This is a genomic window from Macrococcus equipercicus, from assembly GCF_004359525.2.
Taxonomy (GTDB): Bacteria; Bacillota; Bacilli; order Staphylococcales; family Staphylococcaceae; genus Macrococcus; species Macrococcus equipercicus.
Window position 1 is genome coordinate 55,554 of the sequence record NZ_SCWC02000005.1, and the last position, 23,003, is coordinate 78,556.

The following is a 23,003-nucleotide window of genomic DNA, read 5'->3' on the forward strand; positions in this document are numbered from 1 at the left end:
AGCAGGACGAAGCAAATACCCAGCATCAGCAATCCTACTTCAAACTCAAATCTGAATGCGGCTATGCAGATAAAAATCATACCGACTACCAGAAGAATGTCATCTATGAATAGCCACAATAAGGCCATTAGCTTTTCTATCGTCATCACCACCTTAAAATGTAAAATCTTGACTTGCTATGTGATCATTAATCGATGGCCCTTCATCCACCATTGCTCTTACAAATGCGAATATTGTTGCAGCTGCTGGGTCAATACGGTCCTTTGACTTTTTCTTATCCAGCATAATATTGCCTTGAGCATCCTGTTTTTCAACTGCATTCGACATGGCCCATGTTAATACTGGATTATTATCATGTCTGATTTTGCCTTCAAGCACATATTCTCTGAAGGTAGATGTCGGTTCACTGAGCACTTTCATGCTCTGCGAAATCTCCACTGTCTTAAATCCTTTGTTCTGCATGTTTGAAGCGAAATGAGTAGCATTGTACGGGTCATAACATATTTCTTTGACCTTCCACCCACGCTCTGCTGCATATACCTCTACATAATGTTCAATAAAGTTATAGTCCACTACGTCTCCAGGTGTATCAGTCAGATAGCCTTCTTCAATCCACATCGAGTAGGGAACTCTGTCAGTATTCTCACGTTCCTTCAGTGCCTCTTCAGGAAGAAAGGAATGCGATCTGACATCAAACGTTCCGTCCATATTCTTGAATACAAAGCTGAGAGATGTTAAGTCAATCTTCTTTGACAAATCGGCACCGACATAACATTCACGACCTTCAAGTGATGGTGCATTATCATCACCGCATGCATGCCATTTATCCATCTTCATATAGCCGTTATCCTTAGCGTCAACCCAGATGTTCATGTTCTTTGTCAGGAACGTCTTCATATAGGACGGAACGTCAAGTGCACGCTTCAACATCTTCCGCAGGTATGCAATACCTTCGTTATGGGATGCGGCAATCGGATTAGCTTTGACCCAGTTCGCCTCATCGCGTATATCATCCCCTTTATCCAGTTCGTTGATCATAACAAAATAGTTGTCATTCTCAATCGGGATATTCGGGTCTAGTATCTTCGTCACATAGTCATATTCGACTGTGTAGCAAGGCTTATTGAGGTCACTACCAGCTGTTGTGATGATGAAAATTAAGGGCTGCGAACGGGCACCCATACCAGTCAGCAGTACGTCATATACTTCAGTCGTATCATGCAAGTGATATTCATCAATCAATCCTGACTGCGGGTTAAAACCGTCACCTTTTTTGTTATCTTCTTTCGATAGCGATTTGATGATAGAGTCAGATTTTTTGTGAATGATCTTACCGTATTTCGCTTCGAACTTATCCTTAAACTCTGACTGCTTAATCTGCGCGGCCATTTCGTTATAGATGATGTCAGCCTGTTCTTTCTTCGTCGCACCGATATAGACTTCGGACATCCCTTCACCAAGTGCACTTGCTTCGTAGCTGCCCACGCAGGATAATGATTGCGACTTTGCATTCTTACGTGCGACTTGCCAGTATGCCAAGTTAAATCGTCTGTAGCCGGTCTGATAATGGACCCATCCGTAAATATTTGAGAAGTTAAAGATCTGAATAGGATGCGGCATGATATAAGTACCGCGTAATGGCCCTTTAGTGTGTTTAAATTTCGTCATCCACTTCATGAAACGTAATGCTTTCTGTTCATCGAATACATAGGGAAACTGCTTATGCTTCTCGCGTTCAACGTCATTTAAAAAGCGAAGACATGCCCACTTGTGTTTTTCACAAGCGATTATATCTCCGCTCAGTACATCATTTGAATATTGAATTAAGAAGTCTTTAAGCTCAGCCATCAAACATCATCAAAGTCATCATCCTCTTCCTCCTCAGCTGCCTTAGCCTGTGCGAGTGCCATCTTAGCCCGGGCAGACGGCGTGAATCCGAACTGAGTTCCAAGCTGTCTGACCTGATCATAGAATTGCTTCTTGCGCAGTATCGATTCCTTATCCATTTGATTCATGTAGATGTTCTTACCAGTCTCCTGGTCAACATCAATCAGTACTCTCCGGATAAGTCCGTTCTCATTGATTGCCTTCGTGACTTCAACATAGTTAGAGTAAGCATCGCAGTACATGGCCAACGCGTGCACGTCCAGATTGTTCAGAACATCCAGCTCTGCCATCTCATTTACGATATATTTAAACTCTTTTTTTGCACCTTTATCGAGCCAGGATGGCGGCTTCAGTTTATCCTTTGCAGCCTGTAATGCTGCTTCCGCTTTTTGTCTCCGTTCGATTTCATCCTTGGTACGACGGTTTTTGTTACCATGTACGAGTTGTAATCCAATCGGAATTGCTTGATTGCCCACAGCATCACCTCCTTATCGATTTTTGCCCAATATGAATTTTTTTTGAGCGAATTTTGTGTGCGCTGAGCTGGGGCGCCGTTGTTTTCGTTTGGTTTTCCAGAGATTTAGATAGGGGGGTATCATCCGAGAAAAATTATTTCTGAATTTTTTGGAACGCCGTGAAAGTTTCGACAGTCACTCTGCCTCTAACTTTTTCAATGTTCATTTCAATTTGTGTGAAAACATTCGGCGCTATCGTTCGTCCTGCGTCCCTCACATGCCTCTCACATATGAATCGATCTCTCTCCATACAAATGAACCTGGCACCGATTGTCTTTAGCTTGCTGGCCTGTGACGGTGTTACAGCACTGCGTATAATCCATACTGACTTGAAGTTGTACTTATCCAGCACAATGTTATCAATGATTGCATCAGCCATATCGTTCGCCATACTGACAGCGTCATAGGCGCTATGCTGACGGTCGTGAAGCGGCCTGTCTGTCATCACACTGATCAACTTGTCAATATCAATCACGATGTCTCTTCCTTCATCCTTATTAAGGTCGATGAACGTCCTCTTGCCACTGCCAGGCAGGCCAATGACCACATAGACTTGCTTCTGAGTGCTTGTACCTAGTCCCTTCTTGACCTTGACATGCTCCTTGTTGTGACATGCAGTACACACTGTCTCAAGGTTAGTCATATCAAGTCGCTTGTCCCAGTCATCCTTCAGTTCAACAATGTGATGCACTGTGTTGGCTACAGTTGTAATGCCTTGAGCCTTACACTGCTGACACATATAGAAGTCACGTTGAAGTACAGCAGTCCTCACCATCTTCCATTCACTCGTGTTATAGAACGCCACCTCATCTACATCAACACGTTCATTGTTATAGGTCTTATGCACTGACTTAATGACATCACTATGCTGATCGCAGTACCTGTTAACTGTCAGTCTACTGCAACCAGGATGACTACATATACTCTCGGACTTACTGGCCATCACATCCACCCCAAACAAAAAGACAGACAAAGCATGACCGCTTCGTCTGTCTATATATTACTCTACAATAATAGTATATCAGCTATCGGCCAATGATTTGTTCTTTGATTGACCGTTTATTGACCGCTGAAAGTTCGCGAAAAATCAAATTATCTAGTACGCACACGATTGAAAGTGTCATCTGTACTATCATAATATAGATCAAAATCTGGTAGATGTTGCTTTAATAAAAGTGTACTCTTTTTTGGAGATATGCCTAATTGTACTGCTAGTCTTCTCTCAAGTGACCTCCTTTTGATTTTATCTATATTTAGTTCTTTTATATAATGTCTTGCCATTAATATCATACTATTAGGAAATATTTCATGCTCGCCTATTGATATTAATGTGTTATTCATTTCAGTGAATTTACTTTCAATTATTTCCGCAACTTTTTGTGGGTCTTCTGTACTGCTTATTCCTTCTAGAATCTCTTGTTTAGTAGCAATTAATTCTTCTTTAAACAATTCTCTTTGAGAGGTAATATTCTCGTTTATTTCATTCATCTTATCTAATAAGATTTGATTTTCTGATATGGAATCTGACAACTTTTCTGTTTGTTCAGATAAAGTATTAGCAACATTTGTAAGGGTATTTACACTCTCCTTCTGACCAGTTGAATCCATTAATGTATAAAGTATAGCTATAACTCCTAATATAATAGAGACTACTGTTGCTGCAAAATTTAATGTGTCATTTATAGCATTGTCATCACCAAATTTTTTAGATAACACTGCTACTAGCATTAGTAACAATATTAAAACCCAATATGCCATATCTTTTCTAGTTACTTTATCAAATACCTTCAAAAGTTATCAATCCTTTACTATTAATTATATTATTCATTATGCACTATTCATCAAAATTATATAAGATTTTATAACAATTAAAAATAGGTCTGGCATCTTCCAGACCTATTAGTTAAACGCTTCAGTTGTTTCATCATGATACTCTTCTACTCCCAGAAAGAAGCCGAGCCTAATGATGGCATCATTCTTAATCGTGTAGTACTTTGTCTTTCCTACACCTAAGTCAGTGTATATTTCATAGTCACTGCCCAAATCATCCTGAAGATACTTATGTACAATGATATATCTCTCTTCTGGTTTAAGGTTGTCGATAGCAGCATGCATGCGCTCCAACAGGTCCTTACGTTCATCAAGTAACTTCTGTCTCAGGATGTTCTTCTCTGCCGCCGCTTCAATGCCGTTCAATGTCATTGTCGTGGCAGGAGGAACAAAGCTGAATGATTGAGTAACTGACGGCATAGATCTGACTGGTGCAATCCTTAATAGCTTGTTATAGCGTCTGAATAAGTTATATACATTCGTACGCGTCTGTTTAAAGTCCAAGTGCTGCATATCCAATAATAAATTTGTCATATAGCCCTCCCGCTTCCGTGGTATAATATAGGTGTCGATATATTAAACGGGAGCCGAGAAGGCTCTTTTTTATTTGATGTTATATCGTTCTTTCATCTGTTGAATGTCTTCTTTAACTTCTTCTAATACGTTCTTCTCCTGGTTCAAATCTTTTTCGCTCGCTCCAGATCTTTTGATGTAATATTCCAGTGCATGCTTTATGATGTGTTTCTTCTTGTATTCCTTCATTTCCGCACCTCATTTTTACTTCTAAACATGCAACCTAATGACTCACCATACTGACATCTATTACAATGAAGCCATTGTTCACTCAGTACGCCATTACTGTATGCTTCGATGATATCTACATCTTTACTTCTACATTTCTTGCACACTTTAGGTTCTACACCTGCATAATTACTTGATGACCACCGATTGTTGAATGTCATTGCTCGTTCTTCCATCCGAATTGTTTTTGTGCATCTTGTTTCATCTTTCTGAGTTCAGACTTTTCTTCTAGCCGCTTCATCATTTCCTCATGTCTCTTGTTCATTGCAGCGATTCTAATTTTCTGTTCTTCTCTTCTTTGCTCGTGTTCCTTAGACGCTTCGACATAACCCTTAATAGCCAAATAGGCAACAGTTATGAATATAATCAGAAAGATGACTATCGTGATTATCGCTACTGTAATTAACATTTCTAATGGCATCATTACCTTACGTCCTCCCTGTTAATGCTGTCTGCTTGACTGAATCCTTCTGGGTACCGCTTCTTCAGTTTACTAATATTCAGTTCTGCAACTTCAGATAGGTTTATGGCATTGACTGCAGCAAGATTAGCGATGTACCATAGCACGTCTCCTAGCTCCTTCTTCAGCTCGTCTTGGTCCAGTTCGTGACCATGGAACACATGCTTCTTTATCTGGTCCGCTACTTCACCTGCTTCACCAGTAAGACCAAGCGCATAGTTCGCTAACGCCTCCGGTTGCGTTAATGATGAGTTATGTGTACGTCCTGCGAGTTCCTGGTATGTGTTTAGATTCATTCTATTTCCCCCTGATTGTGTTTTCTGTTCGTTCCTTTTGTTCCACAATCCTGACAATAAAGTATAGGACTATTTATATCCTGAAAAGAGTAAACAAAGGTGTTATAGCGCGTGATGTTATAGCTTTCACATACGCTGCACTGATGATAAGTTTTATGTGGTTTTTCACTTAAATCGTGATACTGATGAAACACTGGAAGCGGCTTGACTTCTTCTACTTCTGGCACGATAGTTAGCTGCTTCTCGGACGTTGCCATCTCACGTCTATATTTCTCATCCTCCTCTTTTACTTTTTTGATCAACCGCTTTGTTTTATAGCGCTCATAAATCATCCAACAGACAATCGTTATCAGCATCAACAATATTGCAATATAATCCATAGTCAGTTCTCCTCCCTATACTTCTTCAACTGTCATCAGTATCTTAGGCTCTCGTACATACCGCTTCTCTGTCACCATTGATACGATCTGACCATCATCTATCCATATATGTTTGTTAGCAGCATCCAGGACGGTCTTGACCAGATTATCAATGTCAGGCTTTTTGCTGTGATATGTACCAGACAATGCCTCTTTATTGACTTTTGATAGTCTTGCCGGCATTGGCAGGCCAAACATGATTGTTACTTTAAGCTGTCCTGTCAATAGGAGCCGTGGCATCTGCTGGGCAATGAATGCCTTGTGATGCATATAGGAAGCGGGCATGTACGTCTGCACGTTTCTGCCCACTCTTTTAAATCTTGGCCGCGGCGATGGCATGGGCTTCTCAAATCCCTCAACATCTTTATAGGTGATCGTTATCTCATGCATGCAGCTACTCTTCACCTCGTTGGATGTCTGACATATCTTTTAGTATCATCAAGACTTCATGCTTGCTGGTACGCCATAACTTGCTTTCGTTTTCATCGTGTTCCCATGCTTCAAATTGTTGTTCAAGATATTTATACTTTTCAGTGACTTTCTTTTTTAGTTCATCCCAACGATAATTACTTTTCGCTAAATCAATCCTTAAAGATTTGACTAAATCATAAACTCTCTCATCCACTCTTACGTATTCATCATCAATTAGGATAGTGTGTTTCGCATTATCATTTTCCATCACGCTTCACCTCGTTCATATCCCACTCTTACTACTCGATGAGATATGCTTTCATTGTTTTTTCTTACAACTTTAAATTCACCCGTATAATCGTAATAAGCGACTGGTTTATAGCAGCAGGTGCCTAAGATGTTATTATTGAGAAGGTAATGACAGTCGCTATATGTGTTTATATAACGACTACACTCCCGACATTCAGCGGTCATTCATCTTCACCTCGTTCGAGTTGTTGCATCTCTTCTAAAATTGATGAATATAATCTATATTTGATTGTGCTATCCATGTCACGCAAAACAGAGATAGTATTTTTGTGATTTAAAAGTGAACCTTTCAACCTCTCCCACCTCGCCTCCGCAGCGTCTGCACCTCGTTCTTCATATCTGAATATAGATTCTTCACTCACGCCCTTATAAGTTAAAACTTTAATTTCTACTATTTCTCTAGTCAGCGGTATGTTAGCAGGATTCAAATTAAACGCCTTTTGTGCCTGTTTAGGTGCTTCATTTATACTCGGTGCTTCTACATAAAAACACGGGTGAAAAAGGAATAATGGATTGCCGGTAGGGTGCGTTTCAAACGTGACTTTAAATAGTTTCATCTACTTCTCCTTGTCTCTTTGTAAAGGTTTTTTTAAAATTTTCATCAACAAGCTTCTGAGCCTCTATCGCTTCCTCAGTGGTCATTCCAATACTGCTAATTCCTTGTGGTCGATTCGTTGCTAATTTAAGGGCTAAATCATTTATATTAATTTCTGACCGTTCAGCGGATTCAGAGAGTATATCTACAACTTGCTCGCTTTGTTTCTCTTCACGCAAAGTCTCGCGATCAACTGGATACTCCAGACCCGCTTCAATTCTTATGAAGTGGTGGCCTTTAATCATGACGTGACGACCATATACTCTAAATTCAATGTCATCAGCTTTATAAATCCCGCTATATAAATTGCTGCTCATGCCTTTTTCCACCCTTCACGTATTATGGTGTAGTCATCATGGAATACTGGTTTAGGTATTGCCCCGGAAATCTGAGGGCCTCTGATGCTCTGATAATAGACGTAGTGCTTGCTGAGTGATGTGATCTTAAATTCTTCAAATGACTTCTTGTCTTCGATGACAGCTCCCACTGATAGACGATTGATGACTGCTGTTTTCATGATTCATCCCTCATTTCAGAAATCTTGGTCTCAAATGATTCTCGCTCACGTAATCTTTCGGGCCATCGACTGCGTCAGCCTTCGTGCAGGTGATGTAATAGTCGGCCATTGCCTTGCCCGCTTCCCACGCTGCGATTGTCAGGACTGTCTCAGTTAAGATACTTCCTAGTTTCTTTTTCTTCCGAGCTTTCTTCGTATTCAAGCGGTTCAGACGATTGTGCGGCATCGAGCTGCGGCTCAAGTCATATTCCTGATTCACTGTTGCTCCCCCTTGTTTCTTGCTGCTATCTTCGCAGCGGATTGTTTGACTATGAGATTAAACTGGTGCATGTAATTCAGGCTTTTAATGGTACTGGCCATTAATATCATTCCATCTCTCTTTAGGTCTGTGTTTCCGTCTGAAAAGCCCGTCGTTCATAATGGCGTTCAGCTGATAAGCTACTTCATTCCAGCTGATTCCTCTGATATGCTTGGGCCCGCCTGTAATATTAAATATGGTCAGCCGCTTTGTCTTTTTGTTTAAAAACTCGTAATCACATTCGGTCATGCGTCTATATCTCTGGAATATTTGACTGGCATAGGTCTCTAAATTCAATTCTTTAAATGGCAATGGTTTCAATGTCTGCCCTCCTTATCAAGTGTGATGCATCATAAAGTCAAATATGCTCGGCTGCTTCAGGTCATTCTCTGTCATGAGATTATTTAATTCCTTCAGCTGCTCAAACTCTTCGGGTGTAAATGAGTAGCCATTCGCACGGCCGCTTCCAGTGCCAGGCTTCGGCAGTCCCTCCAGCTTCACGCTGTGAGGTAGAATCATAAAAATACCATTGGCCCTTGTATGTGAGTAATGAGCAATAAATTTTTCATTGCGGTCAAATAGTTCCATGTTCGTCTCCTTTTAACAACGCAGGATTTTCATAGATGTTGCCGATGATTTCTAATTCTTCATCACTATTTGCAACGTGAGAAAATATATTGGATTCATACCAAAACCCGTTAGGTGCTTCAATATCAAAGGCTGGGTAGTCGTCATGAGTAAATTTCTCAACTTTCCCTATCCATTCGTATTCGGACAAATCTATGAAGCACCTAACAATATCTCCTTCAAAAATCTCCACGCTATTCTTGTCAGTTAGTCCCGTTGATTGCATGAGGTATTCATCCTCTAACGGTACTTCTAAGCAGTCCATCAATTCGTGGTCAAGCATGCTGATGATTTTACTTTCAAAATCAATAGTTAAAACTGGATACATTTTTTTGTTGTATTTGTTCAACACTCTAAATTTCGGTATCATATTCTACTTCTCCTTAGAACGGGAGATCATCATCACTGATGTCTATCGGCCCTTGATTATTTGCAAATGGATTACTGCCTGCTCCCGCCGGTAGATTAGTTTGAGCAGCGGAAGCGGCTGTGTTCGTCACCTGTGACTCTCCGCCTGTATATTCGTTGTAGATGTCCTCTGCCTGTTTCTCACGGCTACCTTTCGGCTCGAGAAACTGCACTGAGTCACAGACGACTTCAGTCACATACACTTTGCGGCCCTCCTGATTGTCGTATGATCGTGACTGCAGGCGACCATCGACTCCTGCCAGATTGCCTTTGCTGAGGTAAGCGTTGACGTTCTCAGCCTGCTTGCGGAAGACGATGCAGTTCAGAAAGTCTGCCTGGCGTTCTCCCTGCGCGTTAGTAAAGTTGCGGTTGACTGCCAGTGTGAACGTGGCCACTGCCACGCCTGATGGTGTCACTCTGTATTCAGGGTCTTTAGTTAGACGTCCGACTAATACCAATCTATTTATCATCTGATTTACTCCAATCCATCTTAAGTTGGATATCATGATACTCACTCTGGTGCGTGTCATACATCACTACTACATCGTCTCCGTAGTTCTCATTAATCATTTGGGCCATAATTTTGATGTTCCCAACCATAAAAGCCGTGATGCAATCAGGCGTACCAGGCATGTGCGAACGGTATTCCAAGTAAGTTCTCCCCTTAGCGCCAGCCTTGAGAATGTCCTTATCAAGCTGTTTCAATACTTTTTCTTTATTATTCTCAATCCATTCATTCTTCATGGAGAGAGATTTTTTGATAGTTTCATTCATGATTTATAGCCCCTTCCTTTCGACTTCGGTATATTTAATTAAGTTTTGTAAATATCTCAGCTGCAGCTGTACATAATGTTCATCCTGACTACATAGCAGGCGGTAATGTATATCTTCGACTACGCTTAACGGGAAGTTATATTCACTGATCAGCTGATTGATTTGCTCGGTAGCAGTTAACTGCTTATTCATAGTCATCACTCCTTAGTAGCCACTGGCCATATCTCGATTAAAGAAAAGATTCACGTCATTTTCATCAACGTCGATTGTTATATCCTCTTCGGAAAAAATGACATTGCTATGAAATACTTTTACGAATGATGAGAAGAGATAAGCTTCCAGTGATCTAATCGATTCGCCCGAAGATTTACGTTTGACGTTCACCCTTTTTAGTAACTGGATTAAATCCGTTTCAACGTCCTCAATCGTCAGTCGTTCGTCAACCTCGACTTGACTATAAAACTTAGCTTTAGATTTAAGTAGTGTTGATTTGATAGATCTTATTTCGTCTATATCAAAATTCATGAGATATGATGCTAGCACTGGAGGTAGATTTTGTGTCATGACCTCTTTTTCATCTTCAGTGAAATCATGTTGCTTAGCAGGCAGATGATTCGTATGATTTGAATGATTTGTAATTTCGACATCCTCTTTATCATTCATATCATTCAAGTCATTATTAGTACTGTTATTATTATTTAAATTATTATTATTACTTTTATTATTATTAGTGTCGGGTTTTCCTATGTAGGTTTTTCCGTTGTTGGATTCTCCTACATTGGTTTTTCCTACATTGGTTTTTCCGCTCTGGACTGGTGTTTCATATACGTCATAGTCATAGCCGCCTAACCTGCCTTTATCGTCTCTCTGTCGATTCCGGACAATGTAGCCTGCTTTCACTAATTCATCGATACCGCTTCTCACGCTGTCTCTTCCGTCCTTACAGTTCTTTACTATCTCAGTCTCATAGAACTGCCAGTTATCAGCTTTGCTCATCATGTAAGCGTGAAGACCTTTTGCTTTCAAGCTGAGGTTCGGGTCTTCCACCGCTGTTTTGTCGAGGATCATATACTTTCCTGATTCTTTATTTGTGCGATATGTCGTCATTGCTTCCACTCTCCAGTTTATTCAGTTCAATTAATCGTTCGTACTTTTCAACCAATGGATCTAATGCATCATAGGTCTTAATAAAGACATTCTTCACGCAGTCCATTGCATTGTTCAGTCTCGTGACTGTCAGCGTCCAACCTTTGCTGTCAAATTTGATGTAGAACCGGAAGTCTTGAATCTCTTTCTCATACTCGAGCAGCACGCCTTTACGCTCTTTGAATCCCATTTGCTCCACTCTGATCATTTCGCCACATATTACTTTGACCATTAAATCACCGCTTCCTGATTCATAATGTCCTGAATAACCTTGAGCGTAGCTCTGCTCGGCGTCCAGTTATAAACGATGTCTAATGCTGCCTCTGAGTCTTTTTGTCTAATCTGCGTACGCTGATTAACTCTGCATGCCTTAAACACTTCATGATTGATGTCTTTATAAAGTTCGTTATGAACAAGTCTTTGCTGGTCGTCTGTCGTTGCATACAGCTTGTGTAATTCTTTGATCTGCATCACTTTCTTGTTAATCGTTTTAGTGAGATGACCATATTCTCCAGGAGAAAGTTTCTGATTCTCCTTTAAATCGATGACATCACTTTTTATCTGCATGACTTCTTCCTTGGTATTCTTCTGTTCTTGGAAGACCAGTTCCAAGATCTCCATAGGTGATGTTGGCAGCTTTTGATAGCCACCCGTTTTTCTGATTGCAGGCAAGACCTCACTCGTAATGAATCTTTTAAATTTACGTGCCGTTTCTTTAATTTGAGGATTAACGCTCTGTTTTGCCGCTTCAATGATCATGCTGTATAACCCTGACTCGTTGATAACAACCTGACCTTGCATTCCTCCAGGGGTGTCGAGTTTCACGACTACCTTATCTTCGCTGTCTACATGTCTGATTAAGGCGTCTCGAGTATTTGAGTAACCTAATATTTCAGCAACATCCTTGCCTACAAAGTGAGGTTCCCCCTCAACATCGATTGTTCTAACGGGTAACTGTTCAAAGTTGAATAATTGTAATTCGCTCATGACATAACCTCCATGTTTTGTTATAATTAAGTTGTTAAATTTATCAATCGCTCGACACCTGGTTCTTCTCCAGGTGTCTTTTTTATTGGTATAATTTCCTTAGAAAGGAGGTGATTATACGGTGGATAAGTTTCAAGTAGATTTTTTAAATAATAAGTTCAAAATGTTGAACGGGCTGATTAAAAATCTGTCTAACGAAGTATTAGAACGGCCAGGTTCTAATTACGGCAAAGATGCGCTTAACAATCTGAATCAAATTTATTCTTTGACACTCAACATCGAGTTCTTCCTAAAAACGCATGATGATTTTGATAGATATGAGTTTGATGATCTAGTTGAATATGCCTATCATGTGCATCATGAACTGAGTGAAGTTATCTGCAAAGATGACAATAATACATCATGGCTATATAGCAGAGTTAATCAGTACGCAGATGTATACAAATCAGCGAGCGAAACAATCAATGCCTTTCTTTAACTGAGTGCCTCTCTTATTAGCAGAGAGGCTATTATATTTCAATCGACCGGACATATTGTTCGATCTTGTCTCTGTATTTTCGTCTGATGTGCATGGCAACAACTTCTGGATAAGATGAAAAATCAGGCGTATAAGCATAAAGTTCTCTAACATCGAATGCCTCATCGATGGCGTCTCTAAAGTGACGTTCTGCTTCCTCGAAAATTTTATCCCTTAAATCGTTATATTCTTTCATACGTTTCACCCCCTCATTATTTTTTAATTATTCTTAAGGCTTCTTCGAGATGCGGATTGGGGCGTCCCGTTCTAATAGCGTCTTTAAGTAACTTGATGGCTTCGCGCTTAAGTTCTCTTCTCGCTTTCCAGTCTTTAATGATCTGTCTCATCGTCTCTCACCTCCTTTAAAGTAATTGACTACTAGCCACATCAAGATAGGTAATCCAAGTGCGTTTGCCAGGATAACCGCTCCTGGGATCATCACCGGATTGATTATGATAAAGTAACTCATAATGTACAGTGCAATGATCGCTGCAGTGCTTAATGTGATGCTCAGTGTGACTAACCCTCTACCTCTCAGCTGTGTATGCATCAGCTCTCCGCCCTTTCTTTAATGAGTTCAAAGTTTTCGTCTAAGAACTTTCTCATCTGCCTGCGATTGAAAGAGTATTCACCACCTTGATTGCTTGGAAAGATAGTAAAGGCACTTATCCGCTTCTTCATGTACTCGTCATTGATGATGTACTTCATGAGCCACTTACGACCTTTCTGTGTGGTATCCATAAGATCTTGCATAGTCCACCAAACATCAGAGGCTTCATCCTGAAGTTTCTCGTAATCAACTTTCTTCAGCACCACAAGTTCTGAAGGAAGAGTTATTACAGCCTGTATACGTGTTGTCATGTAATCACTCCTTTTTCAAGGTCATTTTGTTACTTATGAGCAAATTGTTCATTCAATTTTTTGATATTACTTAAAGTAATATCAAGGTCAAAAAAATTTAGACCTCGATATAATCTACTTCAGTTTTGTAAAGCTTTGCTAATGCATAAATAATTAGTCCATTCGGTTTAGTTTTGCTTTTTTCCCAATTGATCACCGTTTGTTTTGTAACACCGAGAATGTCTGCTACGTCCTGCTGAGTAAGGTTCGCATTAGTTCGCCATGCTTTGATAGAAAGTTTTTTATACATAACGTCATTAGTCATATAATCACCTCACTTCTACCATTCACTTTATATTACTTAAAGTGATATGTCAATTCTTAAAGTAATATATTTTTACTTAAAGTAATATAATCGTTGTACAATATGCTTACTAATGGTATATTTATTTTACAAATAGTAATAAAGGGGATAATTGACATTATGAGCGCTCGAGAAACTCTCGCTAAGAATTTAAGTGAACTGATGCATAAAAAAGGAATTGACCAAAATAGATTAGCTGATGATATAGGCGTCTCGCAATCAACTATTTCCAACTGGCTACAACAGAAAAAATACCCGAGAATTGATAAGATAGAAATTTTAGCTAAATATTTTGGAGTGCCAAAATCAAAGCTGACAGAAACAAAAGAGTCACTTCAAGCGATTCCAGCTATTAAAGTTCCAGTAGTTAATAAAATTTCAGCCGGTTTGCCTTTATACGATGATAGTAACATCATTGAATATTCACATGTGCCTGCTCATGTGAATCGTAAAGGCAGAGAATTATTTTATTTGAGAGTGTCTGGAGATAGCATGAATAAAGAATTTTCTGATGGTGATCTAGTATTAATAGAAAAGGATTGCCCTATCGAAAATGGGCAAATCGGTGTAGTGCAAGTAAATGGCTACAATGCTACAGTAAAAAGAGTTAGGTATGATGAAGATAAAATTATTTTATACCCTGAGTCAACCAACCCAGATCATTTACCACAAATTTATACTTTAGACGATTCTGTTCAGTGTATTGGAAGAGTCATATCCGTTCAAAAGTTTTATTGATTGATTTATCCATCCATAAGGATGTTTAAATATATATTAATAACAAAGGGGAATGCGTGTGGATAATCTGTTTACTTTATTGTTCTTAGTTTCACTCGTTGCAATACCTGTCTTATTAGTTATTGCAATCGTCAACATTTTCAGAAAGAGAGCTGTTAAAAAGTTTTTTCTTGGCGCCTTAGCTAGTTTTGTTGCAATGATCATTTGCGGTTTCACCATTGCTGAGTTAAATCCTGTAGATGAAGCAGCAACAACTACCGCTTCATCCAGCGATAAGAAGATGATTGCAGAAAAACCGACTACTGAAAAGCCTACGACAGAAGAACCAACTACTGAAAAGCCTACGACAGAAGAACCAACTACTGAGAAACCGACTACTGAAAAGCCTACGACAGAAGAACCTACGACAGAAGAACCTGAAACTAAGAAAAAAATAACAGATGACAATAAAAAAGGTACTGTTGCTCGCCTTCCGGTAACATTAGCTAAAACAGTTGATGGAGATACAGCCTATTTTAATGATGACAACAATGAAATTAAAGCAAGATTTCTGCTGATTGACACTCCTGAAACGAAGCACCCACGGATGGGCGTTCAGCCTTTCGGACCTGAAGCCTCAGCGAGAACAGCTGAATTATTAAATAATGCTGCCAGCATTGAAGTTGAGTATGACGTCGGCGAAAAACAGGATCATTATGGCAGAGACTTAGTCTATGTATATGCTGACGGGAAAATGGTTAATGAGACATTAGTACGCGAAGGACTGGCGCGCGTTACCTATGTTTACCCACCAAACACGCGTTACCTTGACACGTTAAAGACAGCCGAGAATCAGGCCAAAGCAGAGCAAATCGGTATCTGGTCATTAGATAGTGCATTCGAAGATACTACAGAGGCTCCTACTGCTCAACCTGTTACAACCGAGCCTCCTACAGTAGCAGCCCCAGTAACTGAAGCACCGCAACAATTTGTTCAGCCTGCTCAACCAGCAGCTGCATCTGAAGTCTTTGCAAACTGTACAGACTTGAGAGGAACGTATCCTGGTGGCGTGCCTCAAGGACATCCAGCTTATACAGATAAGATGGATCGCGATAATGATGGTTATGCTTGTGAAATTAACTAATCAATAAGAAATAATAAAAGATGAACAGCTCAAACTGATTCATCTTTTATTTTACTCATACAAGAACATACGTTCCATTGAAAGGAGGTGAAATCATGAAAGTATATCAACGAGGGAAAACGTGGTCTTACTACTTCAGCTTTGAAGGTGAGCGAAAACGTGCTGGAGGCTTTAAGAACAAAACTGAAGCAAAGAAAGCAATGACTGATAAGCTGGCAGAACTACAAGGCGGTTTCAGGGTAGATGAAAAGACTCCGTTCATCGAATACTTTGATAAGTGGATCGATGTGAATAAACGCGGAGAGGTTCAAGACGTGACATTAAACCGCTATATTAATGCCAAAAACGTATTTGAAGAGAAGTTTGGTAATATAGCTATCTCCAAAGTGACTCAGATGATGTACAAGGAGCTGCTTAAAGAATACGCTGAAGGCAAGTTCCTGGGCGATACTAGGCTTACTAAGGGCCGTACAACCAACGCAGTGAATAAACTGCACGGCGCGTTAAATGCTGCCTTTGAGGATGCTGTATATGATGGGATCATCACACGGAATCCTGCTCAGAGAGCCAAACAAAAAGGTAAGAAAGCTTCTAAACCTGAGGAAGAAAAATACATGGAGCTGGATATGTATATAAAGTTTAAAAAAGAGATGCTTGATAGTAATGAGCTATCCCATTTTTTGAATTATCTCCTTAGCATAACCGGCGGCCGGTTTGGCGAGGTCCAGAAATTACGCTATGAACATTTTGACTTCAAAAAACGCACCGTCTTTTTACCAGGAACAAAGACAGATGCCGCACCACGTACAATCATCCTATTAGACATTGAGATTAAAAACATCAAAAAATTTTTCGCTGCTACAGGTATTAAAAAATCTGGTTATATCTTTGACACTGGCAAGAACTTACTCACCCACAATTCTGCTTTAAAAGTGATGCAGAGATTTTGTCTAAATAATAAATTAGGCAATCATACCCTCCACGCGCTCAGACACACCCATTGCTCGGCTCTTTTGCATGAGGGTATATCTATCTACTATATTTCAAAACGGCTCGGTCACAAGAGCATAGACATCACTATGTCGACATACAGTCACTTATTAAAGGATACACACGAACAAGAAGAAGATAAATATGTCGCAGCTATGAAGAAATATTCTTAGCTTGTGGAAGATATTTGTGGAAAGCTGGTCTGAAATAGATGATTCTGTGGAACGTTGTGGAAAGTTGAAGGGAAACGTGAGCAAACGTGAGCAAACGTAAAATTAAAAAAACCCCGTTTATCAAGGTTTCAGGAAACCAAGACAAACGAGGAAAAACGCGGTAACGGAGGGCAAGGGATTCGAACCCTCGAAACGCTTGTGACGTTTACACACTTTCCAGGCGTGCTCCTTCGGCCAGCTCGGACAACCCTCCATATTAAAAAATCAGAAGCGATATTTCACCTCTGATTGTATGACCCCTACGGGATTCGAACCCGTGTTACCGCCGTGAAAGGGCGGTGTCTTAACCGCTTGACCAAGGGGCCTGGCTCCACAGGTAGGACTCGAACCTACGACCGATCGGTTAACAGCCGATAGCTCTACCACTGAGCTACTGTGGAACAACAATGGAGCGGGTGATCGGAATCGAACCGACGACATCAGCTTGGAAGGCTGAGGTTATACCATTTAACTACACCCGCACAGGGGCGACTGATGGGAATCGAACCCACGAATGCCGGAACCACAATCCGGTGCGTTAACCACTTCGCCACAATCGCCATAGAAAAAGATGGCTCAGGACGGAATCGAACCGCCGACACATGGATTTTCAATCCATTGCTCTACCGACTGAGCTACTGAGCCAAAAAAAAAGCGGTCCCGACCGGGATCGAACCGGCGATCTCCTGCGTGACAGGCAGGCATGTTAACCGCTACACCACGGGACCTTAGTTGCGGGAGGCGGATTTGAACCACCGACCTTCGGGTTATGAGCCCGACGAGCTACCAGACTGCTCCATCCCGCGTCAATAAAAAGTACTTTTCAAATATATCATTTGTAAATGCAATGAGTCAATAAGTAAAAAGTGTAAATGGTGACCCCTACGGGATTCGAACCCGTGTTACCGCCGTGAAAGGGCGGTGTCTTAACCGCTTGACCAAGGGGCCTCATTTAAGGACTTTTTTAGTATATAAATAATCTGTAAAGACGTCAACACCTTATTTACAATCATTTTCACTTTTATCATGCTGTTGTTCACTGCCTTAAGTTATCACACCATCCTCGTCAGCTGTGCCGGTCAGCATTAGAGATCAATCTGCTAGTTAAAAGTATAATGCACAGTGTCCTGTTGTACTGTTAACCTAAAAAAAACCATCACATAAGTGATGGTTTTCGTTACGGAGATGGAGAGATTTGAACTCTCGCGCCGGTTACCCGACCTACACCCTTAGCAGGGGCGCCTCTTCAGCCACTTGAGTACATCTCCAATGGCTCCACAGGTAGGACTCGAACCTACGACCGATCGGTTAACAGCCGATAGCTCTACCACTGAGCTACTGTGGATTAGTTTTAATGAACAAATATTATTATATCAACTCCACTTAATATTACAAGGTTTTTCAGTAAATTTTTTTATGGAAGATTTACACCTGCCGTTCCAGCAGTGCATACATGGCTAATAATTCATATATATTTGTGTACGTCTGCCTCATTTCGGCTTCCCGCCGCATCATTTCTACTTTCTTCTGCGCTTTCGTTCTCAAACAATATTCAAGTTTAACGGCATGCAGAAACTGGGTATTGATAATATAGTAGCTGGTCGGCACTGCTATCACACTGCCATCATCAAAGCATATCTCAGTATCATTATATTTACCTTTACGGTAATACTTGATCATATCGAGGTTGAACCAGTGCATTTCTTTTACGCGGTCGCTGTGACTCGGAAAAAAATACGTCCCTGTCTCAGGCTTGAGCACAATCGGGGGCTTCTGACAGATGTCCGCCACGATTCTCGTCTTTTCTTTGCGTGCACTATAAGTGGTGTTATAGAAATAGCATGACTGTTCAATCAGTTCCAGCGGTTGATGATTGATGATAAATACAGGTTGTTCATATTCTTTCACTTCAGAATAAATACAGTCGTCAATGATTACCGGCCGGATATACATCGTCGTTTCATGAATAATATAACGGGCGCCTGTCATACAGTCCTCCATCAAATAGTAAGTTGTTATATGATGTTAATTATAATATATTCGGCTATATTCTAGTTAACATTTCGTTTAGTTTTACAATTTTTACATCATTTTAAAACATCAGTATAAAATAACAACATATTATTATCAAATATTCTGAATATTCATTGTTTTTTGGGTATAGTTAATTTATACTTAGACAAATCATATCTAGGAGGGATTTCCAATGAACCATTATTCACAAGTTAAACAAAATGGTCTTGAGACTTTTGTCAGCAATTTGAACAATCTATATATCGACTTACTGATCGATGATGTCCTTAAAACACATCAGAAAGCTGAGTACAGCCAGCTCATCGACCAAGCACTGCTCGACCACGATGAAACCGCCTTTCTTACTTATACAAATGCTCTAAAACAGCTGGAGGACAATTAAATTGACCTGCTATCATCATTACCAATAAAAAAGATGTTATTCACTTCAACTTTGAAATGACTAACATCTTTTTATTATGACAATAAACTTAAAAACTCTTCTTTCGTGACACGGCCGAAGTAATGCGCAAAGTCAATATCTTGCAGTTTGTCCGCAACGGCCTGCTTCTGATGCGGCACACCAATCAGCCGCTGTTCTATGTCTGTGATCTCTCCGACACCGAAGAAATCCCCGAAAATTCTGATCTCGTCAATCATTCCTTTTCTGACGTTCATCTTCAGCTCGAGCAGACCCCCTGGAAACTTCTGACGGACTTCATAGTTGTACTGCGGGTTCTTACCGTAGTTCCATTCGAACGTCTGATATTTCTTCCGGCTTAACTGATGGATAGCTTCCCAGTCTTCATCTGTCAATTTATATTCTTCGACATGACCTTCAAATATATGATCAAGCAGGCGCACTTTGAAATCTTCAATCGTAATCGGCTCGTCTAGAAACTCACTGATGTTGGCTACACGTGACCGGATGGAACGGATACCTTTAGTGATCAGCTTCTCCTCATTCACTGTCAGACTGCGGACGACTTCTTCCACATCACTGTTCAGCATGAGCGTCCCGTGTGAAAACATTCTATTCTTAGACTGGAACATCGCATTGCCGGAAATTTTGCGCTCGCCGACCTGCAGGTCATTACGACCGGACAGTTCAGCTGCGACACCCATCTCATTCAGCGCTTCGACAATCGGCATCGTAAAGCGCTTGAAGTTGTGAAAGCTGTCCTCATCTGCCTGCGTGACAAAACTGAAGTTTAAGTTGCCGAGGTCATGATAAACGGCCCCACCTCCGGAAATACGACGGATGACATGGATATGATGTTCATCGACATAGGCCTGATTGACTTCAGCATATGTGTTCTGGTTTTTGCCGATAATGATGGAAGGCTCATTAATATAGAACAGAAAATATGAATCATCCATTAAATTCGTCAGCACGTACTCTTCCATCGCCAGGTTAATGGCCGGGTCTGTAATATTATTATTGCTAATGAACTTCATAGTCATCCTCCTTTAAATCGTAAATCATTCAATATGAATAAAGATTTATAGTGTAGTATATAGTTATTATATCGCTGTTATATAAGGGATATCAACGAAAACAATCGCCCTGGCTGCAAACTACCAGGGCGAAAGAAAAAACCATCTATTTGTTCAAGTCGGCAGCCAGCGCTACTGCCGCTTCTTTCCCCTGCTTGACACAGTCAGGAAGTCCTACCGCTTCAAATGAAGCGCCTGTCAATAAGAGCCCTGGATACTGAGCTTTCATATACTGCTGCACAGCTCTTACGCGGTCAATGTGCCCTACTTCGTACTGCGGCATACTTTCCATAAGCCGCGTCACAATCGTGAACTCAGGCGCTCCTTTGAGCTCCATCATTTTATCGAGATCGTGTCTTGCAAGTGCTACCAGTTCTTCATCGCTGTTATTTTTAACAACATCATCACCCGGTCTGCCGACATACGCCCGCAGCAGTACTTTGCCCGGCGGTGCGGCATGCGGCCATTTCTTATCCGTCCATGTGCAGGCGGTAATGACAGTATCTGAATTACGTGCAATGACAAATCCGGTGCCGTTCTCTTCATTGTTGACCTGGTCTTCATCAAACGCCATGACGACAGTCGCAACACTTGTCGCCCCCATATGTCTGAAGTAGCGGAGCGGTGCATCTTCAAACCACTTGCTGAAGACGGTATGAGGCACCGCGATGATAACACCGTCATAGTGCTGTTGTTCACCGTTAATTGTCAGAGCATACTTGTTATTGCGGGATTCCACGGCAGTCACCGCACTGTTATAGCGAATCACCGCACCATTCTCTGCCACTGTTTCTGCCAGCTTATCGATGAAGCTCTGCAGACCATGACGAAACTGACGGAACTGCCCTTTCGGTGTGCCCGCAGGTTTCGGTGCACTGCTTTTCTGGATACGCATTCCTTTGATCAGGCTGCCATGCTTCTCTTCCTGTTCTTTGAAGTTCGGGAATGTGGATTTCAGACTCAGCTTATCGATATCCGCTCCGTAAATACCTGACAACAGCGGTTCAATCAAGTTTTCCAGTGCTTCATTGCCGAGGCGTCTCCTGAAAAATGCACCGACAGAGACATCAGTCGTCATCTTCTTCGGCTTGATGAAGTAATCCATACCGGCTCTCAGTTTGCCTGCCGGTGACAGCAGCCCTGTCTTAATAAACGGCTTCAGCTCTGTCGGGATGCCCATAATAGAACCCCCAGGCATCGGAAACAGCTGATTGCGCGCATAAATATAAGATTGTCCTGTGTTATTCGTCACCAGGTCATCTTTCATGCCGAGCTCATCAGCAAGCTCAGTCATAATTGTCTTGCGGGCTAAATAAGACTCCGGACCAAGTTCAATCGTATAGCCGTCACGCTGATAAGTTTTGATTTTACCGCCGGGACGGTCCGACTGTTCGATGATATCAATTTGAGCGTCACTTTGCTGCTGCAAATAGTAGGCGGCTGATAGACCGGTAATACCTGCACCAATGACTGCTACTTTTGTCATGATACTTCACTTCATTTCTTATGAATTTAATACTGAATGGATTTCGTCGGCCATCGCTTCAATAAACAGCTGGTGTGTGTCAGGCATCGCAGGACGATGATAGACCGCACCGACTTCGCGGCAGACCGTCTGGCATTCGACGTCGTTGTCATACAGTACTTCCAGGTGTTCACAGACGAAGCCGACCGGTGTATAGATGAAATGTTTGTAGCCGTGCTGTTGATACAGTTCACGCGTTAAATCCTGGACATCCGGTCCAAGCCACGGATCCGGTGTGTTCCCTTCAGACTGCCAGCCGATGGCAACGTTTCTTATTTGAGAGGCATCGCTGATCAACTGCGCTGTATGTGCCAGCTGGTCTGGATACGGATCGCCTTTCTCCTTGATTTTTTCCGGCAGACTATGCGCGCTGACGACAAGCACAGTATCAGCTAATTCATTATCCGGAATGGACTTCAATGTATCATCGACCTGGTTGCGCCAGAATGTGATGAATTTCTGCTGACGATAGAAATCTTTGACATGTGTCAGTTTGATGCCGTATTTAGCTGCTTCTTCAGCGGCACGGTCATTATAAGAAGCGACAGAGAATGTTGAATAATGCGGCGCCAGTACAATCGTCACTGCTTCTTCAATACCGTCATCATGCATCTGTTTCACAGCATCTTCAATGAACGGTGCAATATGTTTCAAGCCGATATAAAGAACATATTCAACGTCTTTATCTTTGTTAAGTTCGTCACGCAGTGCTGCTGCCTGACGTTCTGTTGTTCCGGCAAGCGGTGAAATGCCGCCGATCGCTTTGTAGCGGTCCTTTAAATCCTGCAGGCTTTCTTCAGAAGGTTTTCTGCCGTGTCTAATATGCGTGTAGTATGGTTCGATATCTTCTTCTTTATAAGGCGTACCGTACGCCATAACAAGTAATCCTCTTTTTTTCATTGCG

General features: G+C 41.2%; 38 protein-coding genes and 11 tRNA genes. 5 read left to right on the forward strand and 44 right to left on the reverse strand.

Annotated features, from left to right (window positions below; all coding sequences use genetic code 11):
- Window positions 1–153: 153 nt before the first annotated feature.
- The 24 genes from ERX35_RS07885 to ERX35_RS07995 all read right to left on the reverse strand — a co-directional run bounded on the left by ERX35_RS07885 (window position 154) and on the right by ERX35_RS07995 (window position 12,280).
- Window positions 154–1,848 (reverse strand): terminase large subunit, encoded by a 1,695-nt coding sequence (locus tag ERX35_RS07885; RefSeq protein ID WP_149459385.1) that lies wholly within the window; start codon window positions 1,846–1,848, stop codon window positions 154–156.
- The gene (locus ERX35_RS07890) at window positions 1,848–2,363 is read right to left on the reverse strand and encodes a phage terminase small subunit P27 family (RefSeq protein ID WP_149459386.1); all 516 of its coding nucleotides are present in this window, start codon (window positions 2,361–2,363) and stop codon (window positions 1,848–1,850) included. Before ERX35_RS07890 ends, ERX35_RS07885 begins: the two co-directional genes overlap by 1 nt.
- 133 nt (window positions 2,364–2,496) lie before the next feature.
- Window positions 2,497–3,249: an HNH endonuclease gene (locus ERX35_RS07895; RefSeq protein WP_170234584.1), complete on the reverse strand. Its 753-nt coding sequence runs from the start codon at window positions 3,247–3,249 to the stop codon at window positions 2,497–2,499.
- Window positions 3,250–3,494: 245 nt separating this feature from the next.
- Window positions 3,495–4,193, reverse strand: a complete 699-nt coding sequence (locus ERX35_RS07900) for a hypothetical protein (RefSeq protein ID WP_149459388.1) — start codon at window positions 4,191–4,193, stop codon at window positions 3,495–3,497.
- A 108-nt stretch (window positions 4,194–4,301) separates the two neighbouring features.
- On the reverse strand, window positions 4,302–4,766 hold the full coding sequence (locus tag ERX35_RS07905; protein WP_149459389.1) for an ArpU family phage packaging/lysis transcriptional regulator: 465 nt from the start codon (window positions 4,764–4,766) through the stop codon (window positions 4,302–4,304).
- 69 nt (window positions 4,767–4,835) lie between these two features.
- Window positions 4,836–4,994, reverse strand: coding sequence for a hypothetical protein (locus tag ERX35_RS11440; protein ID WP_170234585.1), 159 nt, complete (start codon window positions 4,992–4,994; stop codon window positions 4,836–4,838).
- Window positions 4,995–5,190: 196 nt separating this feature from the next.
- Complete coding sequence (locus ERX35_RS07910; protein WP_149459390.1) at window positions 5,191–5,457, reverse strand: hypothetical protein; 267 nt, start codon at window positions 5,455–5,457, stop codon at window positions 5,191–5,193.
- Window positions 5,457–5,789, reverse strand: a complete 333-nt coding sequence (locus tag ERX35_RS07915; protein ID WP_149459391.1) for a nucleoside triphosphate pyrophosphohydrolase family protein — start codon at window positions 5,787–5,789, stop codon at window positions 5,457–5,459. The genes ERX35_RS07910 and ERX35_RS07915 overlap by 1 nt, the downstream gene beginning before the upstream one ends.
- Window positions 5,786–6,169 (reverse strand): hypothetical protein, encoded by a 384-nt coding sequence (locus tag ERX35_RS07920; RefSeq protein WP_149459392.1) that lies wholly within the window; start codon window positions 6,167–6,169, stop codon window positions 5,786–5,788. The genes ERX35_RS07915 and ERX35_RS07920 overlap by 4 nt, the downstream gene beginning before the upstream one ends.
- A gap of 15 nt (window positions 6,170–6,184) precedes the next feature.
- The gene (locus ERX35_RS07925) at window positions 6,185–6,589 is read right to left on the reverse strand and encodes a RusA family crossover junction endodeoxyribonuclease (RefSeq protein ID WP_425463266.1); all 405 of its coding nucleotides are present in this window, start codon (window positions 6,587–6,589) and stop codon (window positions 6,185–6,187) included.
- A 13-nt stretch (window positions 6,590–6,602) separates the two neighbouring features.
- The gene (locus ERX35_RS07930; RefSeq protein ID WP_149459394.1) at window positions 6,603–6,887 is read right to left on the reverse strand and encodes a hypothetical protein; all 285 of its coding nucleotides are present in this window, start codon (window positions 6,885–6,887) and stop codon (window positions 6,603–6,605) included.
- Window positions 6,888–7,089: 202 nt separating this feature from the next.
- On the reverse strand, window positions 7,090–7,485 hold the full coding sequence (locus tag ERX35_RS07935) for a hypothetical protein (RefSeq protein ID WP_149459395.1): 396 nt from the start codon (window positions 7,483–7,485) through the stop codon (window positions 7,090–7,092).
- The gene (locus tag ERX35_RS07940) at window positions 7,472–7,852 is read right to left on the reverse strand and encodes a hypothetical protein (RefSeq protein ID WP_170234586.1); all 381 of its coding nucleotides are present in this window, start codon (window positions 7,850–7,852) and stop codon (window positions 7,472–7,474) included. The genes ERX35_RS07935 and ERX35_RS07940 overlap by 14 nt, the downstream gene beginning before the upstream one ends.
- Window positions 7,837–8,040, reverse strand: coding sequence for a hypothetical protein (locus ERX35_RS07945; protein ID WP_149459397.1), 204 nt, complete (start codon window positions 8,038–8,040; stop codon window positions 7,837–7,839). The genes ERX35_RS07940 and ERX35_RS07945 overlap by 16 nt, the downstream gene beginning before the upstream one ends.
- Before the next feature lie 10 nt (window positions 8,041–8,050).
- Entirely contained in the window at window positions 8,051–8,299 is a 249-nt protein-coding gene (locus ERX35_RS07950) for a hypothetical protein (RefSeq protein WP_149459398.1), read from the reverse strand.
- Window positions 8,300–8,383: 84 nt separating this feature from the next.
- A complete protein-coding gene (locus tag ERX35_RS07955; RefSeq protein ID WP_149459399.1) occupies window positions 8,384–8,659 on the reverse strand; it encodes a hypothetical protein in 276 nt (91 codons plus the stop codon).
- Window positions 8,660–8,674: 15 nt separating this feature from the next.
- Complete coding sequence (locus tag ERX35_RS07960; protein ID WP_149459400.1) at window positions 8,675–8,926, reverse strand: hypothetical protein; 252 nt, start codon at window positions 8,924–8,926, stop codon at window positions 8,675–8,677.
- A complete protein-coding gene (locus tag ERX35_RS07965; RefSeq protein ID WP_149459401.1) occupies window positions 8,913–9,335 on the reverse strand; it encodes a YopX family protein in 423 nt (140 codons plus the stop codon). The genes ERX35_RS07960 and ERX35_RS07965 overlap by 14 nt, the downstream gene beginning before the upstream one ends.
- A gap of 13 nt (window positions 9,336–9,348) precedes the next feature.
- Entirely contained in the window at window positions 9,349–9,843 is a 495-nt protein-coding gene (gene ssb, locus ERX35_RS07970) for a single-stranded DNA-binding protein (RefSeq protein ID WP_149459402.1), read from the reverse strand.
- Window positions 9,833–10,147, reverse strand: coding sequence for a hypothetical protein (locus tag ERX35_RS07975; RefSeq protein ID WP_149459403.1), 315 nt, complete (start codon window positions 10,145–10,147; stop codon window positions 9,833–9,835). The genes ssb and ERX35_RS07975 overlap by 11 nt, the downstream gene beginning before the upstream one ends.
- Window positions 10,148–10,150: 3 nt before the next feature.
- The gene (locus ERX35_RS07980) at window positions 10,151–10,339 is read right to left on the reverse strand and encodes a DUF6877 family protein (protein WP_149459404.1); all 189 of its coding nucleotides are present in this window, start codon (window positions 10,337–10,339) and stop codon (window positions 10,151–10,153) included.
- 12 nt (window positions 10,340–10,351) lie between these two features.
- Complete coding sequence (locus ERX35_RS07985) at window positions 10,352–11,254, reverse strand: helix-turn-helix domain-containing protein (RefSeq protein WP_149459405.1); 903 nt, start codon at window positions 11,252–11,254, stop codon at window positions 10,352–10,354.
- Entirely contained in the window at window positions 11,232–11,525 is a 294-nt protein-coding gene (locus ERX35_RS07990) for a hypothetical protein (RefSeq protein ID WP_149459406.1), read from the reverse strand. The genes ERX35_RS07985 and ERX35_RS07990 overlap by 23 nt, the downstream gene beginning before the upstream one ends.
- Complete coding sequence (locus tag ERX35_RS07995) at window positions 11,525–12,280, reverse strand: BRO family protein (protein ID WP_149459407.1); 756 nt, start codon at window positions 12,278–12,280, stop codon at window positions 11,525–11,527. The genes ERX35_RS07990 and ERX35_RS07995 overlap by 1 nt, the downstream gene beginning before the upstream one ends.
- 121 nt (window positions 12,281–12,401) lie before the next feature.
- Between ERX35_RS07995 and ERX35_RS08000 the strand changes: the two genes are divergently transcribed.
- On the forward strand, window positions 12,402–12,758 hold the full coding sequence (locus ERX35_RS08000) for a hypothetical protein (protein WP_149459408.1): 357 nt from the start codon (window positions 12,402–12,404) through the stop codon (window positions 12,756–12,758).
- 31 nt (window positions 12,759–12,789) lie between these two features.
- On the opposite strand, the gene ERX35_RS08005 is transcribed toward ERX35_RS08000, so the two are convergent.
- From ERX35_RS08005 to ERX35_RS08020, 5 genes are all read right to left on the reverse strand, one after another.
- Window positions 12,790–12,993, reverse strand: coding sequence for a hypothetical protein (locus tag ERX35_RS08005; RefSeq protein WP_149459409.1), 204 nt, complete (start codon window positions 12,991–12,993; stop codon window positions 12,790–12,792).
- A gap of 16 nt (window positions 12,994–13,009) precedes the next feature.
- Window positions 13,010–13,144: a hypothetical protein gene (locus ERX35_RS11660; RefSeq protein ID WP_281290591.1), complete on the reverse strand. Its 135-nt coding sequence runs from the start codon at window positions 13,142–13,144 to the stop codon at window positions 13,010–13,012.
- Complete coding sequence (locus tag ERX35_RS08010; RefSeq protein WP_149459410.1) at window positions 13,141–13,347, reverse strand: hypothetical protein; 207 nt, start codon at window positions 13,345–13,347, stop codon at window positions 13,141–13,143. Before ERX35_RS08010 ends, ERX35_RS11660 begins: the two co-directional genes overlap by 4 nt.
- Entirely contained in the window at window positions 13,347–13,658 is a 312-nt protein-coding gene (locus ERX35_RS08015; protein WP_149459411.1) for a DUF771 domain-containing protein, read from the reverse strand. The genes ERX35_RS08010 and ERX35_RS08015 overlap by 1 nt, the downstream gene beginning before the upstream one ends.
- Before the next feature lie 97 nt (window positions 13,659–13,755).
- Entirely contained in the window at window positions 13,756–13,962 is a 207-nt protein-coding gene (locus tag ERX35_RS08020; protein WP_425463264.1) for a helix-turn-helix transcriptional regulator, read from the reverse strand.
- A 156-nt stretch (window positions 13,963–14,118) separates the two neighbouring features.
- Here ERX35_RS08020 and ERX35_RS08025 point away from each other — a divergent pair, with 156 nt between their 5' ends.
- From ERX35_RS08025 to ERX35_RS08035, 3 genes are all read left to right on the forward strand, one after another.
- The gene (locus tag ERX35_RS08025) at window positions 14,119–14,739 is read left to right on the forward strand and encodes a LexA family protein (RefSeq protein WP_149459455.1); all 621 of its coding nucleotides are present in this window, start codon (window positions 14,119–14,121) and stop codon (window positions 14,737–14,739) included.
- A 58-nt stretch (window positions 14,740–14,797) separates the two neighbouring features.
- Window positions 14,798–15,862 carry a thermonuclease family protein gene (locus tag ERX35_RS08030; RefSeq protein WP_246143144.1) on the forward strand — a complete coding sequence of 355 codons (1,065 nt, stop codon included), beginning with the start codon at window positions 14,798–14,800 and terminating at the stop codon, window positions 15,860–15,862.
- A gap of 95 nt (window positions 15,863–15,957) precedes the next feature.
- Window positions 15,958–17,025, forward strand: a complete 1,068-nt coding sequence (locus tag ERX35_RS08035; protein WP_149459412.1) for a tyrosine-type recombinase/integrase — start codon at window positions 15,958–15,960, stop codon at window positions 17,023–17,025.
- Between the two features lie 164 nt (window positions 17,026–17,189).
- Here ERX35_RS08035 and ERX35_RS08040 read toward each other — a convergent pair.
- The 12 genes from ERX35_RS08040 to ERX35_RS08095 all read right to left on the reverse strand — a co-directional run bounded on the left by ERX35_RS08040 (window position 17,190) and on the right by ERX35_RS08095 (window position 19,053).
- A tRNA-Ser gene (locus ERX35_RS08040) sits at window positions 17,190–17,278 on the reverse strand.
- 40 nt (window positions 17,279–17,318) lie between these two features.
- Window positions 17,319–17,390: transfer RNA gene (locus ERX35_RS08045), tRNA-Glu, on the reverse strand.
- Window positions 17,391–17,465: transfer RNA gene (locus tag ERX35_RS08050), tRNA-Asn, on the reverse strand.
- 7 nt (window positions 17,466–17,472) lie between these two features.
- A tRNA-Gly gene (locus ERX35_RS08055) sits at window positions 17,473–17,546 on the reverse strand.
- A 5-nt stretch (window positions 17,547–17,551) separates the two neighbouring features.
- A tRNA-His gene (locus ERX35_RS08060) sits at window positions 17,552–17,624 on the reverse strand.
- Between the two features lie 12 nt (window positions 17,625–17,636).
- Window positions 17,637–17,709, reverse strand: a tRNA-Phe gene (locus ERX35_RS08065).
- Between the two features lie 10 nt (window positions 17,710–17,719).
- A tRNA-Asp gene (locus tag ERX35_RS08070) sits at window positions 17,720–17,792 on the reverse strand.
- 4 nt (window positions 17,793–17,796) lie between these two features.
- Window positions 17,797–17,870, reverse strand: a tRNA-Met gene (locus ERX35_RS08075).
- 67 nt (window positions 17,871–17,937) lie between these two features.
- A tRNA-Glu gene (locus ERX35_RS08080) sits at window positions 17,938–18,012 on the reverse strand.
- A 232-nt stretch (window positions 18,013–18,244) separates the two neighbouring features.
- Window positions 18,245–18,332, reverse strand: a tRNA-Ser gene (locus ERX35_RS08085).
- 2 nt (window positions 18,333–18,334) lie between these two features.
- Window positions 18,335–18,409 (reverse strand) — tRNA-Asn (locus tag ERX35_RS08090).
- 80 nt (window positions 18,410–18,489) lie between these two features.
- On the reverse strand, window positions 18,490–19,053 hold the full coding sequence (locus ERX35_RS08095; protein WP_170234587.1) for a competence protein ComK: 564 nt from the start codon (window positions 19,051–19,053) through the stop codon (window positions 18,490–18,492).
- Between the two features lie 217 nt (window positions 19,054–19,270).
- Here ERX35_RS08095 and ERX35_RS08100 point away from each other — a divergent pair, with 217 nt between their 5' ends.
- Window positions 19,271–19,480, forward strand: a complete 210-nt coding sequence (locus tag ERX35_RS08100; RefSeq protein ID WP_149459414.1) for an IDEAL domain-containing protein — start codon at window positions 19,271–19,273, stop codon at window positions 19,478–19,480.
- Between the two features lie 74 nt (window positions 19,481–19,554).
- Here the strand turns inward: ERX35_RS08100 and lplA are convergent, their stop codons facing one another.
- The 3 genes from lplA to hemH form a co-directional block, all read right to left on the reverse strand.
- On the reverse strand, window positions 19,555–20,535 hold the full coding sequence (gene lplA / locus ERX35_RS08105; RefSeq protein WP_149459415.1) for a lipoate--protein ligase: 981 nt from the start codon (window positions 20,533–20,535) through the stop codon (window positions 19,555–19,557).
- A gap of 145 nt (window positions 20,536–20,680) precedes the next feature.
- Window positions 20,681–22,060 carry a protoporphyrinogen oxidase gene (hemY, locus tag ERX35_RS08110; RefSeq protein ID WP_211360003.1) on the reverse strand — a complete coding sequence of 460 codons (1,380 nt, stop codon included), beginning with the start codon at window positions 22,058–22,060 and terminating at the stop codon, window positions 20,681–20,683.
- Between the two features lie 18 nt (window positions 22,061–22,078).
- On the reverse strand, window positions 22,079–22,999 hold the full coding sequence (gene hemH, locus ERX35_RS08115) for a ferrochelatase (RefSeq protein WP_149459417.1): 921 nt from the start codon (window positions 22,997–22,999) through the stop codon (window positions 22,079–22,081).
- Between the last annotated feature and the right edge of the window lie 4 nt (window positions 23,000–23,003).

What these genes read in the sequence shown, in the direction of transcription:
- ERX35_RS08035 (WP_149459412.1), top strand. Translation starts at nt 15,958, where the DNA reads ATGAAAGTATATCAACGAGGGAAAACGTGGTCTTACTACTTCAGCTTT.
- ERX35_RS07985 (WP_149459405.1), bottom strand. Translation starts at nt 11,254, where the DNA reads ATGACGACATATCGCACAAATAAAGAATCAGGAAAGTATATGATCCTC.
- ERX35_RS07965 (WP_149459401.1), bottom strand. Translation starts at nt 9,335, where the DNA reads ATGATACCGAAATTTAGAGTGTTGAACAAATACAACAAAAAAATGTAT.
- ERX35_RS08020 (WP_425463264.1), bottom strand. Translation starts at nt 13,962, where the DNA reads ATGACTAATGACGTTATGTATAAAAAACTTTCTATCAAAGCATGGCGA.
- ERX35_RS08095 (WP_170234587.1), bottom strand. Translation starts at nt 19,053, where the DNA reads ATGACAGGCGCCCGTTATATTATTCATGAAACGACGATGTATATCCGG.
- ssb (WP_149459402.1), bottom strand. Translation starts at nt 9,843, where the DNA reads ATGATAAATAGATTGGTATTAGTCGGACGTCTAACTAAAGACCCTGAA.
- hemY (WP_211360003.1), bottom strand. Translation starts at nt 22,060, where the DNA reads ATGACAAAAGTAGCAGTCATTGGTGCAGGTATTACCGGTCTATCAGCC.
- ERX35_RS07915 (WP_149459391.1), bottom strand. Translation starts at nt 5,789, where the DNA reads ATGAATCTAAACACATACCAGGAACTCGCAGGACGTACACATAACTCA.
- ERX35_RS08015 (WP_149459411.1), bottom strand. Translation starts at nt 13,658, where the DNA reads ATGACAACACGTATACAGGCTGTAATAACTCTTCCTTCAGAACTTGTG.
- ERX35_RS07980 (WP_149459404.1), bottom strand. Translation starts at nt 10,339, where the DNA reads ATGAATAAGCAGTTAACTGCTACCGAGCAAATCAATCAGCTGATCAGT.
- ERX35_RS07935 (WP_149459395.1), bottom strand. Translation starts at nt 7,485, where the DNA reads ATGAAACTATTTAAAGTCACGTTTGAAACGCACCCTACCGGCAATCCA.
- ERX35_RS07920 (WP_149459392.1), bottom strand. Translation starts at nt 6,169, where the DNA reads ATGGATTATATTGCAATATTGTTGATGCTGATAACGATTGTCTGTTGG.
- ERX35_RS08100 (WP_149459414.1), top strand. Translation starts at nt 19,271, where the DNA reads ATGAACCATTATTCACAAGTTAAACAAAATGGTCTTGAGACTTTTGTC.
- lplA (WP_149459415.1), bottom strand. Translation starts at nt 20,535, where the DNA reads ATGAAGTTCATTAGCAATAATAATATTACAGACCCGGCCATTAACCTG.
- ERX35_RS07885 (WP_149459385.1), bottom strand. Translation starts at nt 1,848, where the DNA reads ATGGCTGAGCTTAAAGACTTCTTAATTCAATATTCAAATGATGTACTG.
- hemH (WP_149459417.1), bottom strand. Translation starts at nt 22,999, where the DNA reads ATGAAAAAAAGAGGATTACTTGTTATGGCGTACGGTACGCCTTATAAA.
- ERX35_RS07990 (WP_149459406.1), bottom strand. Translation starts at nt 11,525, where the DNA reads ATGGTCAAAGTAATATGTGGCGAAATGATCAGAGTGGAGCAAATGGGA.
- ERX35_RS07995 (WP_149459407.1), bottom strand. Translation starts at nt 12,280, where the DNA reads ATGAGCGAATTACAATTATTCAACTTTGAACAGTTACCCGTTAGAACA.
- ERX35_RS11660 (WP_281290591.1), bottom strand. Translation starts at nt 13,144, where the DNA reads ATGAGACAGATCATTAAAGACTGGAAAGCGAGAAGAGAACTTAAGCGC.
- ERX35_RS08010 (WP_149459410.1), bottom strand. Translation starts at nt 13,347, where the DNA reads ATGCATACACAGCTGAGAGGTAGAGGGTTAGTCACACTGAGCATCACA.
- ERX35_RS07960 (WP_149459400.1), bottom strand. Translation starts at nt 8,926, where the DNA reads ATGGAACTATTTGACCGCAATGAAAAATTTATTGCTCATTACTCACAT.
- ERX35_RS07930 (WP_149459394.1), bottom strand. Translation starts at nt 6,887, where the DNA reads ATGGAAAATGATAATGCGAAACACACTATCCTAATTGATGATGAATAC.
- ERX35_RS07905 (WP_149459389.1), bottom strand. Translation starts at nt 4,766, where the DNA reads ATGACAAATTTATTATTGGATATGCAGCACTTGGACTTTAAACAGACG.
- ERX35_RS08005 (WP_149459409.1), bottom strand. Translation starts at nt 12,993, where the DNA reads ATGAAAGAATATAACGATTTAAGGGATAAAATTTTCGAGGAAGCAGAA.
- ERX35_RS07910 (WP_149459390.1), bottom strand. Translation starts at nt 5,457, where the DNA reads ATGATGCCATTAGAAATGTTAATTACAGTAGCGATAATCACGATAGTC.
- ERX35_RS07975 (WP_149459403.1), bottom strand. Translation starts at nt 10,147, where the DNA reads ATGAATGAAACTATCAAAAAATCTCTCTCCATGAAGAATGAATGGATT.
- ERX35_RS07945 (WP_149459397.1), bottom strand. Translation starts at nt 8,040, where the DNA reads ATGAAAACAGCAGTCATCAATCGTCTATCAGTGGGAGCTGTCATCGAA.
- ERX35_RS11440 (WP_170234585.1), bottom strand. Translation starts at nt 4,994, where the DNA reads ATGAAGGAATACAAGAAGAAACACATCATAAAGCATGCACTGGAATAT.